The sequence below is a fragment of the Pseudomonas serbiensis genome (genome assembly GCF_030580745.1).
Taxonomy (GTDB): domain Bacteria; phylum Pseudomonadota; class Gammaproteobacteria; order Pseudomonadales; family Pseudomonadaceae; genus Aquipseudomonas; species Aquipseudomonas serbiensis.
Window position 1 is genome coordinate 42,457 of sequence record NZ_JAUQOO010000010.1, and the last position, 19,316, is coordinate 61,772.

Sequence of the window (19,316 nt, forward strand, 5' to 3'; positions counted from 1 at the left end):
CAAAGCTCTACCCGTGTCTCCAATGACATGGCAGAAGCGGCAGGCCGTCAGCGTGAAGCGGTGGATATGGTGTCCACGGCTTTTCATGAGATGGTCGCCACCGCCAACGAAGTCGCCCGCTCCTGCAGCCAGGCCGCTGAATCGGCCGACAACGGCCAGCAGCAGGCTCGCGAAGGCCAGCGCCAGATCGACGATGCGGTCAACAGCGTCGACAAACTGAGTTCGGAAATCGCCCGTTCGGCCAAGGACATGTCGGACCTGGAAAAAGACAGCAACGATATCCAGTCGATCCTCGACACCATTCGTTCCATCGCCGAACAGACCAACCTGCTGGCGCTCAACGCCGCCATAGAAGCGGCCCGCGCCGGTGAACAGGGCCGTGGCTTTGCGGTAGTGGCCGATGAGGTTCGCGCCCTGGCCAAACGCACCGCCGACTCGACCGCAGAGATCGACACCCTGCTGGGCAACCTGGCCAGACGCACCGCTTCCGTGGCGCAACAGATGCACGCCAGCCTGGATGTCTCGCAACAGTCTGTCACCAAGATCGGCCAGGCGCGCAGCAGCTTCGGGCAGATCCGCGAATCGGTGGACGTGATCCGCGACATGAACACCCAGATCGCCACGGCGGCCGAAGAACAGCATCAGGTGGCGGAAGATATCAACCGCCACATCAGCCAGATCCATGGCGACGCGCAACTGATTGCCGAACTCTCCGACTCGGCCCGCAGCGACTCGCATAGCCTGGCTTCGCTCTCCAGCGAGCTGGATGCGCTGGTTCGCAAGTTCAAGACCTGATGCCCTTCGCGACTGAAGCCGCTCCTTGGGATCTGCAGGAGCGGCTTCAGTCGCGAAGTTGCGGGAGCTACACTACTGCAGAGACATGAATCCGGGTCCTCTCATGAACATTGGCAAACGCTGGCTGCTTTTGGCATTGACCCTGTTGACGGGTGCCGTTCCGGCATCCGATAACCTGATGTATCGGGCAGCAGAGCCTGCCGAGCTGAGTGCAGGCTCCTACACGATTCACCTGAAAACTGTCGGAGCAGAAACGGTAAAGCCAGACCCGAGCTTACGCTGGAACCTGAAACTGTCCGGTATCTGGGCCAGCGAGCCACCCTCAAGCACTTATGCCCTCTATCTGAACCTTGCACCGAATGCTCAACCGACACCTCAAGACCCGGGTTATGTAGGTGCCTTGAGTACGTATGACATTCCCATCGTTTACGACCCGCAACGCCCCCGCAAGATCAGTTACGACCTGCAACCAGTGTTCGCTCGCCTGCAAGCCAGCGGGCAATTGAAGGCAGTGACAAGCCTCACATTCCTGCCGATAGATCCGGTACAGGCAGAACAACACTTGCGCATCGAGCACGTTGAAATCTATCGAATTCACCCATGACAAAATATTTCCTGCGTCCTTGAGATGTAGTAGCACATAGCTACACTCGGTCTGCCGTCAAACGGTACGCCATGAGGCATCCCAGGATTGTTCAGGAGTGAACTGCATGACCATTCGTCGTAGAACCCTGTTGAAACTCAGTGCATTGGCAGGCGGGGCAATGATCCTGCCTGACGTCATGCAACGGGCACTGGCAGCATCCAACACGACCAAGACCCGCTATTCGGCCAGTACGCCACAAGGCAAACTGATGCTGGCGATTTATGCTCGCGCTGTCGCCCTGATGATGAAAAAGCCCGACACCGATCCGTTGTCCTGGAAATTCCAGTGGTATACCCATGCCACTCCGATTCCCAAGCAGACCGCGCTCCAGCAGGTCTTCGGCAGTACAACAGGCCCCCACAGGCAGATGGCCGAAGCCATGTGGTACACCTGCGAACCTCACGCCAGTAACAACAGCGATGCCTTCCTGCCCTGGCACCGCATGTATGTCATGTATCTGGAACAGATCGTGCGCGACGTATCCGGTGATCAGTCGTTCACACTGCCCTACTGGGATTACGTCGGATCATCCTGTACGCCAGCCGGTCAGTGCTCGGTGATACCTGAGGAGTTCCGCCAGCCCAATCATCCGCTCTGGGGCTCACTGTACCGACCCAACCGCAATCCCGGCATCAATGGTGGTACGCCTATCGACCCCAGCCTGTTGAGCCTGGACAGTATGAAGTCCCCTCGCTACCGCGAATCGGGCAGCGACGTGGGCTTCTGTGAAAACCTGGACATGGGCCTGCACGGGACCATACATGTTCAGGTCGGAGACAACACGAACATGGGGCGCATCCCCACAGCCGCCAACGATCCGATCTTCTGGTTGCACCACTGCAACATCGATCGCGTCTGGGCAAGCTGGAACAAGGCCGGTGGCCTCAACCCACAGGACACAGCATTCACCAGCCAGAGCTGGACCTTCAGCAATGGCCAGGGCGCTCCGGTGATCAGCAAGGTGGGCGATGTCCTGGACACCACCACTCTGACTGCACCTTATGTCTACGACAGCTATCTGAGCCGTCCGGCAGGCAGCGTTCCCTTCAACAAGCCCCTCGTCAAAGCGGCCAGTGTGCATGCCCTGAGCCTGAGCAAGCTGGAGAGCGGAAAAGCCAAGGCCCAAGCCGTCGCGCTGGGCGAAAAACCGGTCAGGGTCGCTCTTGCCTCACAACTGAATACCACCGCCAAGGGAGGTTTCGGCAACAAACTGTTTTCAGCAGTCCAAAGCGACACGCTGTACCTGACCCTCTCCGATATCAGCGCCTCTGAAGAAGGTGCCAACGATTATGCGGTTTATCTCAATCTGCCCGAGGGCGTCACTCCCACACCAGAAGATCCGTCATTTGTCGGCGTCATCAGCTTTTTCAACCTTGGCATGACAATCCATGGCGGCCACCACACCATGACCCGAAACATCAGCTTCGTCGTCACAGATGTCGTGCAAAAGCTCACCGATGCCAAGCGCATGAACCAGGCACCTACCGTCACCTTCGCCCCGATTGGCAAAAACAATGTGAATGCCAAACCGGTGGTGGGCAGTATCAGCCTGCAATCGTCCTGACGCTGAAGTGGTAACGAGAGCCTCCTGAACAACAAGGAGGCTCCTCACTTCATGCTCAGAACCTGATTTCACCCAATAACCGGATCAAGCCTCCCTTGAAGAGGAAGTCTTCGGTCCAGGCCACGTTCATCGGCATGAAATGGTCTTCAAGCCCCGGAAGATAGCGCTTGCGTGACCAGTTATTGACGATATATCCCGGTTCCCCATCGCCGCCCACCGCCATACCCCGCTCCAGGGTGAGCATTTCGCCACCCACCTCCTGAACCGGCGAAGAAAGATGGCTGGAAACGTCCTGCGCAGCCCGTTTGCGGAAATCACGCAGGGCTGGCGCGAACCAGTCGAGAAAGCGTTGCGGGAAGTCACTCTGTTCATACTGATGCTGGCCATCCGGCCGGGCATAGCCACGAAGAATCGAAAGAGCACCGTTATTGGCAAAGAACAGGTAGTGCTCGCCGGGCGCTTGTGGATTCTGGATCTGATTCAGCAGGCGTGCGCCAGCCGGTGGGCTCTGCGGATCATCGATCAGTGCCAGAGGCGGTTTTAGAGGATAACGTTCAGCTCTTTTCCACATGACTCACCCCCTGGACAACGTGAACCGCACCGGCGCGCAAATAGGCGTCGAGTTCGACTTTCTTTTTGTCGAAGCTGAACAGCTCAACCACTCCGTACTGCTGCTGACTGCCTTCAATCAGGTTTTCAGTCATGCCGTCTCCGCGAAAGTATTCGTTATTGCCCACTTGCATATGCATACGTTGACGCTCCAGCAGAAGAATCCTGGTCTCGGGCTCCACGTTCTGCGCAATGAGAAAGTCATGAAACTGAGTCTCGCTGAGGCGCCACTCTTCACTCCAGTATTTTTTGGCCTGCTCGTACAGGTCGCGATAGTGAGTCTGAAACTCCGGGGTCAGGATTTCACGAGTCAACTCCGGCGGATACAGATCAGGCAATTCCTGATTGGCAAACGCGCCGATCTTTTCAAAGGTCGCACTCACACTGGTTGATTCGCAGACGGCCTGAGCCTTTTCCGAATCGATGACCAGCAGCATATATTCGCGACCTTCTACGTAGTTCAGCCCCAGCTTGTTGGCGAGCAACCTGTAATCGCTGTCAGCGTCCTCGATCTGGCCGAAACTGGTGTTCCAGTATTTGACGCCGACACCGGATGCGCCCTCAAAGGACATCCCCATGAAACTGCCCTTGCCGTTGTCGCCAAAATACTTGCGCTCCATGAAGCGCACCTTGTAACGCGCCTGGGCCACCGTATCGGTCTGGGACAGTGCGAGAAGTTCGTCGTCGCTGAACAGCGGTTGATACCCCTTCTCGTCGATACGCTGCCGGGCATCCTTGATGCGGCTTTGCACGCCTTCCACCGTCAGCGGCTCCTGATCGCGGCGGGCCTCCCAGGGACAATGCTCAATCAGGTAACTATCCATCTGCTGCATCATCATGTGCAGTTTCTGTTCAGAGAGCCGGCTTGCTTCATCCCTGGCATCGCCTCTTGAACGCTGCTGGCGTTCAAGCTCCCGGCTTTTCTGCGCCAACAACCCCAGATACCGAATCCGCAACGCCTCGGGCAACTGATCCCAGCCGACCAGAGCGATCAGTGCCAGGATGCTTTCAATGTTTTCCACACTCAGGGCTTGCTCGATCTCCACAATCAGAGCTTCGATGCGCTCCAGATCACGCTTGAATCGATCACTGCCATCGGTACGCGGATAGCTGATGACACCGCTCAAGACTCACCTCCGGCACGGTGCCTGATCAAGCCTTGCAACGGTGCTTGAGGCGCTTCGTCGAGCGGACTGTAAAGCGACTCGATATCGTCCCAGATCCCCACCGCCAGCGAAGCGGCATCGGCGCGCTGAAGCAGGTCGGGCAGCAGCTCGGCCAGTGCGGCATCGACACTGATCGCATCACGCTCAAGTTTTTGCTGAAGCAAGGCCAGGCGCGTCGAGAAGCCTTTGCTCGCCATGGCCGGATAACGCTGCTGCATGCTCTGCAAGGTCTGATAGGCACCTGCGGTCAAACGCACCTCATCGCCCTCGATGACCAGCATGCCGCCCTGCTCCATGGCTTCAAGGGTTGAACCCAGCGTCGAAGGCCGACCGATCCGCAACTGATCGAGGCTGTCCATCAACTGGCCAAACCCTGGATGGCCCGGTTCAGGCAGACGAAAATCAAGCTCGAACTCCAACTCCTTCAATGCACTCAGCAGCGCCTCATACTCGTAAGGTTGCAGATAGTGCGAGCCTTCATGGGGCAACTCATCGAGCCAGCCCTTGCGCTCCACGACCTGCACGTCGAACTCGGCCCACACCGGCAGGCGAAAATGCTTCAAATGCAGACTGGCCTTCTGCAACCGGGCATCCTCATGCTCGGCGGCACAACCGATCCGGGCAATAAGCCTCAATAAACTGGCGGCATCGCCGCGCTGCCCGATCGGGCAACTGTCCAGCCGCTGCTGGTAGAGACCGATCTGTTGTTGATCGATGGTCAGGCGAATATCGTCGTGCGCACTGTTTCCCATCAGAAGCTTCCTTCATAAAGTTTCTGCAGCAATTGCATGGTGATGCCGGGCTTTATATCCAGGGTCGTTTGCGCAAGCTTGAGAATGTCGAGGGTCGACCCACTTGGCGCAGAACGAGTGATCGCAGCGCACGACGGTTCAGCCATGATCCAGCGGGTCGAATCCCCTGCCGTCGAGTTGCTTCCATCGCTTTGCATCTTTTTCAGCAGCTTGTCTTTGAAAGAGGCCAGGCTTTCGTTCGAGTCGCCTGCAATGCGGCCGTAGAACTGCTTGCCGGCAACCGTCAGGTGAGCGTTCAAGTGCTCGCCCTCCATGGCCTGATGGCGTCGTTTGACCGCGCCGCACAGCACGTCAAGAATCCCCATGCGGACACGCCCCAAGGCCGCGCCAGACAAGGATTCTCCTCCTGGCACCAGCAACTGCGAATCCAGCATTGACTTCACCTGGGCCGATACCACATGAGCTTGTTGCGAATCGCCCTGGCACTGGGTACGCACCAGAACGTCCACCAGTTCGCGAAACAACTCGGCGCGCACTCTGGAAGTGTCGATGGCCGCACGTTGCTGACGAAAGGACGCCCGCTCGGCTTCAAGCTGCTCGGCCACATCGGCCTTGCGCTCGTTTCTCAATTGTTTGAGGCGTTTCTCATGAGCCTTTACCGCCTCCATCTGAAAGCCTTCTTCAATGGCTTCGCGAGTAATGGCGTTGAGGCGTACGCGGCTCATCCTGGCTTGTACAAGAGGCTCGTTGCGAAACTGCATGCTCAGGTGCCAGGCAATGGTTTCCCCGACATAATCGTCATCCGTCGCCAGAATGATCTCTTCAAACAAAGGCGCCTGCTGGCGGATCTTCTCGACCAGAGCATGGGCATCGGGCTTGAGTTGATAACGCAGCCTGAAACCTGAAGCGATAAGCTTCTGCAAGTCATAGCAGGAAGCCTCCACCTCCGTGATGCTCCCGCCAGTCACCCACACTTCATAGTCTGAGCCCAGATACTCGGCCAATGCTTTCTGCTTGCCACCGGCTTCAATAATCACCAGCCGTTTCGGGAACAGTCGCTCACAGCGACGCATGCCATTACTGCCCTCGAAACAGGCATGCCCGAGGTAGTAACCCATGTAGCGAGCCGAGTTCTTGCGCAACTCCTGCAAATCGACCTGAGCATGATCGGCATTGACGCCATAGGTGTGCTCGCAGATAAACGCGACAAAGCAGTCCTGCGCCCGCGAAATAGCCACATTGAGCAGATAGGGCTGGTCCTGGAAGTAAGGTTCGCCCTGGCTTTTTGAGCCGTGTACGCCACTGAAAATCACCACTGGCTTTTCAGCGCCCTGCAGGGAATCGACAGTGCCGATGGTGACGTTCTCGATATCCGCGACGGTAAAGCCCGGCGGCTGGCCAATCTTGAGTGACACTTCCAGCAATGCCTGACGCAAGGCCCCGACCTGAGGCTTGAAAGGCGTTACCACAGCAATCAACTCGGCTGCGCCACGCAGAGGCTTGTTCCTGGCCTCATCCTTCTTGCAGTAGAAACCGAAGATTTCCGACCAGCGATCAGCCAGAAAAGCCGCGATCAGATGAGCCTCATTCCTGCTCATCCGGGAGCTTTCAGACGACTCGTTGATAAAGTCCGAATGCACCCAACTGAATGACGGCAACGGTCCACGCTCAATGGCATCGTGAGGCATGAACATCAGTTTGTTGTTGTAAACCATCTCGTTGCAGCACTGAATGATGTTGGTCTGGCAACGATAATGACCACGTAACATCAACCCTTGCCCTTGGTGGGAATAGCGCGACGCCTGGCGAATCAGGGCCAGCATGCTGCCGTTGCGGGTGGTGATCCGGCGCTGAAGTGCATCGATGAACGCCTGGGAGCGATAGCCAAAGGCGTGATAGGCATGAGCCTCATCCACCATGCTGATATCGTTGATGACCGGTTTCAGTTGGTCGACATCCCCCACGACCAGTGCCTTGCGTGTCAGGCTCAGCGAAGGCAGGCTCAGCCGCTGCTGGGCCTGGCCACTTTCATCCATGATCAAAAGATCGGCCTTGGCCAGCAGAAACCGCTTGCCCGACTGAGCACTGCCTTCCAGCCCGAACAATTGCGGCAATTTGTGCAGCGTCGACACCAGGCAAGGCGTGAGCATGCATAAGCGCCTCAAGCCCTTCTCGACGTTTTTGGCTGTACGGGTGACCAACAGTTCTTCGGAACACTCCAGCAGGTAGCGCCCTTCCCAATAACGCGCCGCCATATGGAAAGCGTACGGGCGTAAGGTCAGATCCAGCAGGCGGTCGATCAGCAACACTTTCGCATCACTGGCCAACTGCTCGAAAGCCGCATCGCTCAGCTCATCGAGGTCGAGTGCCTGATCGGCAATCCGCTCGCGCAGCACTTGGCGCAACAATGCGCTGCGTTTTTCACGGGATACGCCAAACAGCTCATGCAACTGCCCGGCAGTAATGAATGACTGCTCACGTTCAAGCTCCCGGTTATCGGGGTAACCCGGCACAAGATCGGCCAGCAGCGCATGCAGGCCGGTCAGCCTGCGTGCTTGCGCCAGAGTGTTTTCGACCTTCCGGATGGTGGTAGCGATATATGCCCGGCAAAGCTCGATAGCGTCCTCAAGTTGCAGGCCTGGCTGGCCAAAAAAGCGTTCGGCATGCCCTGCATACTCTTTGATATGAGCCTGCAAGCGAGTGATATCGGATGCCGCCTTGTCCTTTTTATTGCTCCACTCAAAGATTGTCAGGTCGTTAGGGGCACTGCGCTTGCCGAGAACAAAGTTCTCCAGTTGCCCTTTGGCTTCAAGGTCTTTGTAGGCTTTGCCAGAGGGGAAATAGGTGCCATAGCTTTGCGGTGCCGAAAACCAGCGCTTGAAATACAGAAGGTGCGCAGGTGGATCGGATTCAGCGCGATACAGCACTGCCGGGAACGCCCCGATCACGTTCGTCACCGACTGGTTGGTCGAGCCTACCGCCACAGTGATCGGACAAGGCTCACCGTTCAGCGCAGCCTGCACCCATTGATGGGCAACCACAGCCTTGAGCATGGCGGTCTTGCCTGAACCAGGAGGACCATTGACCGCCAGAACATCGCCCACCTCGCAGCGCGCCAGTTTTTCCAGCACCAGCCGCTGGCTGTTATCCAGCGCAAACATTTCCCGATGCGACAGCCTGTCCAGGCTGACGGCCTTCTGCTCATCCATATGGCCCAGCAGATAACGGGTGTTGCTTTCGATGTCACTCGCCAGCCGGTCTTCCTCACTCGCCGTCACGCCTGGCAGGCCGTCATGAATGGCCATGACATGCGCCAGCGGCGTCTCGACCAGCATGTCATCGGGAATCTCTTGCAGCGCGTTGTAAAGATCCAGAATCCCGCTGATCGCCTTATTGTCTGCTTCGTTGTAGGTCGCCAGTTGCGCACTCAGGGTAAATGAGCGCTTGTAGCGAGCTTTCAACAAAGCGGGCAGCTTGCTCAGTTCACAACCTGTAGTGGCCAGACAAAGCTCAAGGGCGTATTCGTGCCAGACCGACCAGGCATCGGTAATGGGCGGCAGATTCTGTTGCTTGAAATCGACGCAATCCTGTTCCTGTCCCAGCGCGATATCGGGTTCGGCCTTGCTGTCGTGCTCAAGCAATTGGGTATTGAACAGCACCGGCCATTCCAGCGCGGGCCTGAGCGTGTAGAACTCCGTGCTCGCTGAAAAAGGCCCGCTGCCAATGATCCCCGGCACCGCCAGAAAGGGTAATGACGGCTGCCCGGCGCTTTCAAGCTGATAAATCAGATACACCGGCTGAAAAACCATGCCTTGGGTATCGGTTTTCCTGGTGGGCTTTGTTACCGCCGTGACGAACCGGTCATAAAGATCGGGTTCGGTCGGGATCTCGAAAATGGCCTGCGACAATTGATCGGAGCGTTCGATATCGCGGATGCGTGTACCGGTAACCGGCACAATCTTGTCAAACCCGGGCAATGCGCACAGGTACTTGAGCAGATTCAGATAACGGCGTGAATCAGACATCGACACTTAACTCCACATTCAACACCTTGCTGACCTGATGCCCAGCCTTGAAACGTTTGAGGCGCACAACGAACACAGCACCCTCAAGATCCGGGATACTTTTCAACGGGTGTTGCCCCGGATATTCCCGGTAATTGACTCGCGTACCCGGCGCAAGGCCCGGTGGTGCTGGCTTCAGCAGCTCCAGTTCATACTCGCCGCTGGCATTCTGGCCAACGTATCGAGCGCGGCACTCTTCACCCTGTTGACCGGCAGGCCGCTCGTACAAGGTGGTACACACCAAGGCAAAGCCAATTGGGTCATCGGACTGACGTACAACGTAATCGAGCGTCAGGCTGCCGCCTTCATTCAAGGCCAGATAGCCTGCCTTGCTCAACAGGCCAGGCGACAGAAAAAGCGCCAGGGAGACCTGCGATGTGGGTTGGGCAACGACAATCGCACCTTTGCGGTAGAAGTCAGGCAAGACGTCGGCATAGGGGGGTGTTTCAAAACAGGACCAGTTCCAGAGAGCCTTGAGCTCCATCTCAAACCCTTGGTGCATCATGATCTGGCCTGTCAGGTCAGTGTTGATTGCCTGTAAATGCCAGCGCGAAGATGGCTTCTTGCTCATGCTGCCTTGGTTTTCGATAACGCATTCCAGGCTGAAACCTTCGCGCAAACCGGCAATCCCGAAACGCAGCCACTCCTTGAGTTCAACCCGGTAATACAGATCGCTGACTGCCTTGCTACCCGCAAACAGTTGCAGATACAGCGCCTGGGAATCATCACCGACGCGGACCTTGAAAACGCCTTCAAGCGTGGTGCCAGGCTCGTCTACAGCATATTCGAAAGCACATGCCCTGGTGCTGAATACCAGCGGCACACGCTGAGGCTCCGTGCCTTTGTACGCGACGTGATACATGGACTGTTTCTGCTTGAGGCTCTGCTCGATAATCAGCTTCCCCCGCCCCCTGACCTCGATACGGACCTTCTGCTCCTGAGCCGCCGCGTCATCGTCAGAGCAAGCGTCCTCGACAAGCGACACATCCGCCCAGTACGGTCCCTCGGTATCGGGCTCGAAAACCCTGGCCTTGAACCGGGACTTTCCATCACCTTCACTGACTTCGACCCTGACCCTGAACGGCCTCAGCGGTGAAGGCTCGAACTCGATGAAATTCACCCAGACCTGGCAACTGAACACCAGGCCATGACAGCCCGGTAACGGGCTTTCCAGCAACAACAAGGGTTTCGATTCGACGCGCGTTTTCAATGCCAGCAGTTGCAAACACTGCTCACCCGCAGGCAGCAAAGGGTCAATGCCCGTCACTTCGTAACGTTGCTGCTTGGGCGACCATTGCGCCATCACCGGCAGGCTGACCTGCCCGATTGCAGAGAAATGATCGATGCACCGGGTCCATAGCTGCTTGCGTGGCAGCAGGCAGGGCAACGAGTAGCTGCGCCCCGTATTGGCATCGAGGTACTTGAGCGTGCCCTGATAATTCCCGCCGTCTTCAGTCAAGTCACTGAGCACTGCGCCAGGCATCGTGAAGCGGGTGAAATCGCCAGGCTTGATCTCGAACTCGCTCTTGCCTTTACTCAGGCTCACGGTTTGCAGCAAGTCCTGATCCAGAGCCCAGGCAAACTCGGTGGCAAAGTCAGAATCCTTGAGGAATTGCAAAGTGCGTTGCTGTCCCTCGAAGGCCAGCCTGATCAGCAGCCAGGAATCCTTGTACGTGCTGCTGATGACACGTAAAGGTTTATCAAGTGGCAAACAGGCGGGCAACAGATCGGTAACCTTGTATTGCTCGCCCTGACGATTGCGTAGCGCCAACAGTGGTTCCTGATAATCGTCCTTCACCAGCTTTGCTCCACGCAATGTCTGCTCGTCGAGCTTTTCAGTGGATTGCCGGTCTTTGTAACGCCATTTGAATACCGCTCCCGTTGCATCGACATGCAAACGGGCTTCATCCTGAATCAGCATAATGTTCCTGTTCGTACCAACCCTGCCATGAATGACGCGCGACAGGCTGAATAAGCAATATCAATAAGCCATGCAGGATAAAGCCTTTGCCCGACAAAAACGAATTCATGGCGACAGGCAACGCTCGACAGAAGGCTGTGCCACCTATGGCCAGAAGCACTCGTGAATGGCTATGCTGCGCCGATGAACACCTCGCCCCCGATCCGCAACCCCTGTCCGCCCGGTGCTTGTATCTGCGAGCGCGAACGGCTGGACGCTCCCGATGCCGATCGGCGCATTCTGCGTCTTACCCGCGAAGAAGAAAAACGCCTGCTTGAGCGCCTGGAGCGTATCGAAAGCCTCGGCGACCTTGAGCGCATGCAGGGCAAGATTCACGAGCAACTGGGTATCAGCGTGGAGATCGCGCCGGGGTTCAATGAGGTTCGCACCATGCGCGGGATAAGCATCTTCATTCCCGAAAAGACCGGCCTGTGCCGCAAGACCCGCCAGTCGATTCCAGCGGCGATTCGCCGTGGTCTGGAAAAACGCCCGGAGATTGCCTGGGAACTGCTCAACGCCCATGACTTGTTGCGTGATGCCTGAGCTATGATGTCGGCTCATACCAATAAGGAAGAATTGTTGTGCCCCTCGAAATTCGCCCTGCCCGCCCCGACGACGCCAGCCAGATCCTTGCCTTCATCACTGAACTGGCCATCTATGAACGCGCACGCCATGAAGTGATTGCCACTGTCGAAGACATTCATCGCTCCTTGTTCGCCGAGAATGCACCTGCCAAGGCCCTGATCTGTCTGCATGACGACAAGCCGGTAGGTTTTGCCGTCTATTTCTACAGTTACTCCACCTGGCTGGGCCGCAACGGTATCTACCTTGAAGACCTGTACGTGTCGCCGGAAAACCGCAGCATCGGTGCCGGGCGCGCCTTGTTGCGTCATATAGCCCGTGAAGCCGTTGCCAATCAGTGCGGCCGTTTCGAGTGGAGCGTGCTGGACTGGAATGAGCCGGCCATCAAGTTCTACAAGGCATTGGGCGCAGCACCTCAGGACGAGTGGGTGCGCTATCGCATGGAAGGCGACGCGCTGCTGAGCTTTGCCAAGGGTGACGAATAACCTCGTTATCAAGCTGGAACCAGGCCCGACGCAATGTCGGGCTCTTCAATTGAATACCTGCCCGTTTCAGCAAGCGCTAGCAGTTTGTTGCAATCAATGCGGCGAATCGGCATCATTTGATAATAATTTTCATTAACTTTAGTGACATGACACCCTCCTCTCCCGATGCCCGGCGCCTGAGCGTGCGTAACCGTGTTCTGCAACAGTTGTTCGGCGACCATCATGGCTGGTTGCAGGAGCGACTGCGTGCGCGCCTGGGTTGTCATCACGATGCGGCGGACATGGCAGCCGAAACCTTCGCCCAGGTGGTCGCCCTGCCAGAGCCGCAAACCATTCGTGAACCACGGGCGCTGCTGACAACGATTGCCAAACGGCTGATCTTTGCCTCATGGCGACGGCGCGATCTGGAGCGGGCTTATCTGGAAGTATTCGCGCAGCAGCCTCAGGGCCATGAACCCTCCGCCGAGGAGCAGGCACAGGCGCTGGAAGCCTTGAGCACTCTCGATCAGATACTCGATGGCCTGTCGCCCATAGGCCGCAGTGCCTTTCTGTATAGCCAGCTCGACGGCATGACCTATGCCGAAATCGGCCGAACTCTGGGTATCTCCGCGCCACGGGTTCATCAATACGTCGTCAAGGCATTGGGGCTTTGCTACCTGGCGCTGGAGCAACGATGAACAGCCAGCGACTGTCGCCTTCTGTCGCCGAAGCCATCGAGTGGCTGGCCCTGCAACGCTCCGGCAGCATCAGCAACACCCAACGTCAGCGCTTTCAGCAATGGCTACAGAGCAGCCAGGAAAACCGCGATGCCTGGGCTCAGCTTGAGCAGCGTGTCGGACAAGCATTCTCCGGGCTTCCACCATTGTCGCGCCAGGTCTTGAACCAGTCCGGGCAAACCCGTCGTCAATGGCTGCGCGGCGCATTGGGGCTGACCGGTTTGGGCATCGGCGGCTGGTGGCTGCAACGCAACGGGCTGCTGCCATGGAGTCGAGGGGATCTCTACACCGGGCTGGCAGAGCGTCGTCCTTTCTCTCTGGACGATGGCAGTCAGGTGCTGCTCAATGCCCGAAGTCGGGTCGACATGGCCTTCGATGACAGGCAGCGCACCCTCACTCTGCATGAAGGCGCACTCAGCATTCAGGTTGCCTCAGACCCGCAACGTCCCTTGGCCATTCGCACCGCCTTTGGCGAAGCCAGAGCATTGGGCACACGCTTCACGGTCAGCCTGCATGAGCACGGGACGCATGTCTGGGTGCAGGAGTCCCGCGTGCAACTCACGGCACCGGGCGGCGCGACTCACGTGCTGGGAGCGGGCCAGGGCGCGCGGCTGCATGGCGGACGCATTCACATTCTGGACCCTGGCCTGGCAAGCGAAAACGCCTGGAGAGATGGCTTGCTGGAAGTTCATGACCAGTCACTGGCCGATGTCATCGAAGCCTTGCGAGACTATCACCCCGGCCTGCTGCGCATCGAGCCGGATGCCGCAGCGCTGCGGGTCACAGGCGTCTTCACTCTGGACGACAGTGGCCAGACCTTGCGCTCGTTGCAGGAAGTGCTGCCGGTAAAAGTCGAGAAACACTTCGGCTGGTGGACGCAAATCAGCCTGCGCTGAAAAATATTTTCCACCCCCCCTTAATTTCAGAGCCGCTCGCGTCACATAGCTGGCATCGACTACCCAAACGGGAAATGCTGCCATGCACCGACCACTGCGCTTGACTCTGACACCGCTGGCATTTGCCCTGGCGTTCACCACCCTGGACAGCGCGGCCGATGGCTCGGCCCAGCCCTCGACCGCCCGCCAGCAACTCATGGAACTGGACCTGCCCGCCGGCCCTCTGGATGCAACCCTGACCAGTATCGCTCGCCAGAGCGGGCGCAACATTGCGTTTAACGCAACGCTGACTCGCGGCCTGACAGCCGCGCCATTACGCGGTCACTACAGTGTCGAACAGGCCGTGAGCGAGGTTCTGCGCGGTTTGCCCCTGCAATTGAGCATCACGCCCAGCGGCACCTTGAGCATCGAGCCACGCCCCGAGACTTCAGCCATGGAGCTTTCGGACATCAATGTAAGCGCTGCCAGCCATGAGCAGGACGCCTGGGGGCCGGCTCACAGCTGGGTCGCGCAACGCAGCGCGACCGTGAGCAAGACCGACACTTCCCTGATGGAGATTCCCCAGTCGGTTTCGGTGATCACCCGTGAAGAAATGCAAGCGCGCAAGCACGACAGCCTCGCCGACGCACTCAACTACAACACCAGCGTGATCAGCCAGCCGAACGGCTACAGCCGCGTGGCCGACGACTACCGCATGCGTGGTTTCGATATCGGCCCGCGCACGGGCGGTGTGATGCGCGATGGCATGAAAATGCAAAGCACCCAGTTTGAAGGAGGCCAGGAGCCTTATGGCCTTGAGCGTGTGGAAGTACTCAAGGGCGCGTCTTCGGTGCTGTACGGGCAACTGGCACCCGGCGGGCTGATCAACGCCATCAGCAAGCGACCCACGCTCGACCCGCTGCATGAAATCAATCTGGAATATGGCAACCATGACCGGCAGCAACTCTCCACCGATCACGGCGGACGCCTCGATGAAGAAGGCCGTTTCAGCTATCGACTCACAGCCCTGGTGCGCGACAGCGGCACCCAGTACGACGCCATCGACGATGACAAGCACTACATAGCCCCGGCACTGACCTGGCAGATCAACGACGACAGCCGCCTGACACTGCTCGCCAGCCATCAGCGTACCCGGACCAGCCTGACGCCGCCCATGCGCTATGACATAACCACTTTCAGCTCGACCCCAGGTTACAAAGTGCCTTATGACCTGTTTGCGGGCGAGCCGGATTTCGACGACTACGATGGCACCTTGCAGACCTTCGGCTATCTGTTCGAGCAACGCCTGAATGACAACCTGCAACTGCGTCACGCGGCACGCTACTTCGAGTCACGCACCGACTATGACTACATCACCCTGAACAACAGCCGGATCAGCGGTGCCAATCTGTCGAGCCTGTCGCGTACTTACAACTCACGCGAAGACATTGCCACCGGCTGGACCAGTGACAGCAGCCTGCAACTGGATCTGGAAAGCGGGCGCTGGAAACATACCCTGCTGGGCGGCCTGGACTACTACCGCAAGACCTACGACAGCCACCGTTTCAGCGGCAGCGCACCGGCGCTGGACCTTGCCAACCCGGTATACGGCAACCTGCCAAACGTGAACCGCAACATCGACAGCGGCTCGGACCTGCACAGCCATCAGCTCGGCATTTATTTGCAGGAACAACTGAAACTCGATGATCGCTGGCTGCTGATGATCGGCATGCGACAGGACTGGGCCGACAACAGCACCCGCAACTACCGTGACAATTCGCGCAGCACCACTGACGACAGCAAGACTACTGGACGCATCGGGCTGGTCTATCTGGCCGAAAACGGTCTGGCGCCCTATATCAGCTATAGCCAGTCCTTCCTGCCTTCGTCCGGTACCGACGCCAATGGCGATGCCTTCCTGCCGACCGAGGGCGAGCAGTATGAAATCGGTATCCGCTACCAGCCTCCTGGCCGGGAAATGATGATCAGTGCTGCGGTCTACCAGTTGACCCAGAGCAACGTCATCACCTCGATTGCCGGCTCGGACTTCGACGAGCAGACCGGCAAGGAGCGCAGCACCGGTTTTGAAGTGGAAGCCAAGGCCCAGTTGACCCCGCAACTGGCCATGAACGCCGCCTATGCCTACACCGATGCCCATATCATCAAGGATAACGATGAGGTGCTCGAAGGCTCACGTATCGAAGGTACGCCTTACCATAACGCTTCGTTGTGGCTGGATTATCGTTTCGACTCGATGGGCCTCAATGGCCTGTCGATTGGCAGCGGCGTGCGTTATGTCGGCACCACCCACACCTCGCCCAGCGTCACTGACCGCAAGATCCCGGCCTATACGCTGTTCGATGCCCGAATCAGCTATGACCTGGACGACAACTGGCAAGTCAGCGCCAAGGCACAGAACCTCACCAACGAGAAATACCTGTACTGCGCCAACTCATGCCGCTATGGCGATACCCGTAGTCTGGTGGGGGCTGTCAGTTATCGGTGGTGATCTCTTCGCGAATGAATTCGCTCCTACACGGGCTGCGTAGGAGCGAATTTATTCGCGAACCCCCTCACCGCCAACAAACATCAGTCATTGACGACCTCCAGATTCAATGATCTGATGCGCGCCAGTTTCAGGTGTCCCATGCCGCCGTGCATGGGATTAAACGGGAAGCCGGTGCGTCACTCCCAGTGATCAGTCCGGCGCTGCCCCCGCAACGGTAAGCGAGCGAAGCATTCGACAGACCACTGTGCCAAGGCATGGGAAGGTGAATGCTTCATGACCCTCGCAAGCCCGGAGACCGGCCTGCAACCTTGTTTGGCAAACCCGCGGTGGGCGGGCGCAGGCCGGTCTTCGCGGGCTTTTTGCGCCCGCGATTCCCTATGCGTTGTTCCCTCCGGGATTCATTCATTCCTGATTGGCTGGAATCGCATGTCCCGTTCTTCCCTGCTTCAATCCCTGGCGAATCGTTCGCTACAGATCAGCCTTCTCGCGCTCCCGTCCCATGCGTGGGCTGCTGACGAGCAAACCCTGGCACTGCCCTCGGTCGCAATCACTGGCAGCGCCGATACGCCAGTAACCGATCTGGCAACCCCGACGCCCACCGGTTCGCGCCTGAACCTCACGGCACTGGAAACCCCGGCCAGTACCAGCAGCCTCGACAGCCAGATCATCGAAAGCCGCAATAACCTCACCGTTCAGGATGCGGTCACCCGTTCGCCAGGCATCACCAGCATCGCAACGCCTGGCGATGGCAATACCGCGTTGTCCGCACGTGGTTTTACGGGGCATTCCTCGGTCATGACCCTGTTCGACGGCTCGCGCCTGTATACCGGCGCAGGTACTCAGACCTTCCCGGTTGACCCGTTCATGGTCGAGCGTATCGACGTGATCCGTGGCCCGGCTTCAGTACTTTATGGCGAAGGCGCTACCGGCGCCGTGATCAACGTGGTGCCCAAAAAACCTTTCGAGGGCGAGATCCGCAATCGCCTGCGCCTGGGTTACGGTTCCAATGACCGTCAGCAACTGGGCCTCGACAGCGGCGGTTCGCTGAGCGACACCCTGAGCTATCGCCTTACGCTGAATCAGCAGGAAAGCAATGGCTGGGTCGATAACGGCAATTCCCGCAGCCTGGCCATGAGCGCAGCCCTGCGCTGGCAAGCCACCGATGACCTGAGCTTTACCCTCGCCCATGAACGTGGCGACAGCGAGCCGATGAACTACTTCGGCACACCGCTGATCGATGGCCACTACCGCGACAGCCTGCGCGACAAGAACTACAACCTGCGCAATGCCGTGCAACGCTACAACGATGAATGGACCCGCCTGAACACCGACTGGACCATCAACGATAACGTCAGCGCCAGCAACCAGCTCTACTACATCAAGAGCCGCCGCCACTGGCGCAACGCCGAAGTCTATAGCTGGAGCAGCGCTCAGGGTCAGTTGTTGCGTGGCGACTACCTGGAGATCAAGCACGACCAGGAGCAGATCGGCGACCGCCAGAGTTTCACATTCAACCATTCGCTGTTCGGCCTGGACAGCCGCACGGTGGTCGGAGCCGAATACAACAGGATTCGTTTCGACGTCGCCAACAATTCGCCTTACACCGATATCGGTGGTGACTTCATAGACCCATGGAATCCGGCATCCGGTGATTTCCAGAGCCAGTCACCCTTCCTGCCGCTGACCGAAAGCACCACGCGCACCTTTGCCCTGTTTGCCGAAAACCGCCTGCAACTGTCAGACCGCTGGTCCTTGGTGACTGGCATCCGCCGCGACCAGAACCACCTGGACCGCAACGCCCTGCGTACCGATACCCGTAGCGACCGAAGCCTCACCGGCGGTAACTGGCGCGCAGGCCTGGTGTTTGCCGTGACCGATCAACTGTCCCTGTATGGCCAGTACTCCACCAGTGAAGACGGCGTCAGCAACCTCATCAGCATGAACCCGACCCAGCAGCAGATGGACCTGACCGAAGCGAAACAGACCGAGTTCGGCCTCAAGCAACAGTTCTGGGATGGCAGTGGCGAATGGACCCTGGCGGCCTATCACATCGTCAAGAAAAAGCTCCTGGCCATCGACCCGGTGACCCGCCTGACACAACAGGTCGGCCAGCAGTCGTCCGACGGCCTGGAAGCTTCTCTGGAACTGGCACTTGCCAATAACTGGCACGTATCGGCCAACGCTGCGCTGGTACGTGCCGAGTACGACGATTTCGACGAAAACGTTTCCGGGCAGGTCGTGTCCCGCGCCGGGAATCGCCCGACCGACGTCCCGCGCCGAACCGCCAATCTGTGGGTGAGCAAGGCACTGAACGAAGACCTGGATGCCGGCATGGGCCTGCGCTATGTGGATAAACGCTATGCCGACACCGCCAATACCACCTCGATACCGGGCTACACGGTGCTGGATGCCAACCTGGGCTGGAAGGTGCAGCGCGATGTGCGCCTTGGCTTGCAACTGAACAACCTGCTCGACCGACGCTACGCCGCGGCGCAGGACAACAATGGGCAACAATGGCTGATGGGCGAACCTCGCTCCTTCTTCGTCACGGCTGATTACAGCTTCTGATCCAGTTGGCGGCAGGCTTGCAACC

The 19,316-nt window shown here is 58.2% G+C and carries 14 protein-coding genes and 1 riboswitch; of the genes, 9 read left to right on the top strand and 5 right to left on the bottom strand.

All coding sequences use genetic code 11. The features are described 5' to 3' along the window. Positions 1–66: 66 nt before the first annotated feature. The 3 genes from Q6A51_RS27525 to Q6A51_RS14435 all read left to right on the top strand — a co-directional run bounded on the left by Q6A51_RS27525 (position 67) and on the right by Q6A51_RS14435 (position 3,005). Positions 67–795 carry a methyl-accepting chemotaxis protein gene (locus Q6A51_RS27525; RefSeq protein WP_374005035.1) on the top strand — a complete coding sequence of 243 codons (729 nt, stop codon included), beginning with the start codon at positions 67–69 and terminating at the stop codon, positions 793–795. Between the two features lie 103 nt (positions 796–898). After that, complete coding sequence (locus tag Q6A51_RS14430; protein WP_304575076.1) at positions 899–1,399, top strand: hypothetical protein; 501 nt, start codon at positions 899–901, stop codon at positions 1,397–1,399. Between the two features lie 106 nt (positions 1,400–1,505). After that, a complete protein-coding gene (locus Q6A51_RS14435) occupies positions 1,506–3,005 on the top strand; it encodes a tyrosinase family protein (protein ID WP_304575077.1) in 1,500 nt (499 codons plus the stop codon). 55 nt (positions 3,006–3,060) lie between these two features. Here Q6A51_RS14435 and Q6A51_RS14440 read toward each other — a convergent pair whose 3' ends face one another. The 5 genes from Q6A51_RS14440 to Q6A51_RS14460 are packed head-to-tail and all read right to left on the bottom strand — an operon-like array spanning position 3,061 to position 11,517. Then, complete coding sequence (locus Q6A51_RS14440) at positions 3,061–3,576, bottom strand: hypothetical protein (protein WP_304575078.1); 516 nt, start codon at positions 3,574–3,576, stop codon at positions 3,061–3,063. Beyond that, positions 3,560–4,741: a hypothetical protein gene (locus Q6A51_RS14445; protein ID WP_304575079.1), complete on the bottom strand. Its 1,182-nt coding sequence runs from the start codon at positions 4,739–4,741 to the stop codon at positions 3,560–3,562. Before Q6A51_RS14445 ends, Q6A51_RS14440 begins: the two co-directional genes overlap by 17 nt. Continuing rightward, on the bottom strand, positions 4,738–5,532 hold the full coding sequence (locus tag Q6A51_RS14450; protein ID WP_304575080.1) for a hypothetical protein: 795 nt from the start codon (positions 5,530–5,532) through the stop codon (positions 4,738–4,740). Before Q6A51_RS14450 ends, Q6A51_RS14445 begins: the two co-directional genes overlap by 4 nt. Further along, positions 5,532–9,557, bottom strand: a complete 4,026-nt coding sequence (locus Q6A51_RS14455) for an AAA domain-containing protein (protein ID WP_304575081.1) — start codon at positions 9,555–9,557, stop codon at positions 5,532–5,534. Before Q6A51_RS14455 ends, Q6A51_RS14450 begins: the two co-directional genes overlap by 1 nt. Continuing rightward, positions 9,550–11,517: a hypothetical protein gene (locus tag Q6A51_RS14460; RefSeq protein WP_304575082.1), complete on the bottom strand. Its 1,968-nt coding sequence runs from the start codon at positions 11,515–11,517 to the stop codon at positions 9,550–9,552. The genes Q6A51_RS14455 and Q6A51_RS14460 overlap by 8 nt, the downstream gene beginning before the upstream one ends. Positions 11,518–11,700: 183 nt before the next feature. Between Q6A51_RS14460 and Q6A51_RS14465 the strand changes: the two genes are divergently transcribed. The 6 genes from Q6A51_RS14465 to Q6A51_RS14490 all read left to right on the top strand — a co-directional run bounded on the left by Q6A51_RS14465 (position 11,701) and on the right by Q6A51_RS14490 (position 19,291). Next, entirely contained in the window at positions 11,701–12,099 is a 399-nt protein-coding gene (locus Q6A51_RS14465; RefSeq protein ID WP_201005436.1) for a hypothetical protein, read from the top strand. 38 nt (positions 12,100–12,137) lie between these two features. Beyond that, positions 12,138–12,623: a GNAT family N-acetyltransferase gene (locus Q6A51_RS14470; protein ID WP_201005271.1), complete on the top strand. Its 486-nt coding sequence runs from the start codon at positions 12,138–12,140 to the stop codon at positions 12,621–12,623. 146 nt (positions 12,624–12,769) lie between these two features. Then, positions 12,770–13,300, top strand: a complete 531-nt coding sequence (locus Q6A51_RS14475) for a sigma-70 family RNA polymerase sigma factor (RefSeq protein WP_304575083.1) — start codon at positions 12,770–12,772, stop codon at positions 13,298–13,300. After that, positions 13,297–14,235 carry a FecR family protein gene (locus tag Q6A51_RS14480; protein WP_304575084.1) on the top strand — a complete coding sequence of 313 codons (939 nt, stop codon included), beginning with the start codon at positions 13,297–13,299 and terminating at the stop codon, positions 14,233–14,235. Before Q6A51_RS14475 ends, Q6A51_RS14480 begins: the two co-directional genes overlap by 4 nt. 82 nt (positions 14,236–14,317) lie before the next feature. Then, a complete protein-coding gene (locus Q6A51_RS14485) occupies positions 14,318–16,723 on the top strand; it encodes a TonB-dependent siderophore receptor (RefSeq protein ID WP_304575085.1) in 2,406 nt (801 codons plus the stop codon). A 112-nt stretch (positions 16,724–16,835) separates the two neighbouring features. Continuing rightward, positions 16,836–17,041: riboswitch (cobalamin riboswitch) on the top strand. A gap of 108 nt (positions 17,042–17,149) precedes the next feature. Beyond that, a complete protein-coding gene (locus tag Q6A51_RS14490; RefSeq protein WP_304575086.1) occupies positions 17,150–19,291 on the top strand; it encodes a TonB-dependent receptor in 2,142 nt (713 codons plus the stop codon). Positions 19,292–19,316 lie beyond the last annotated feature (25 nt).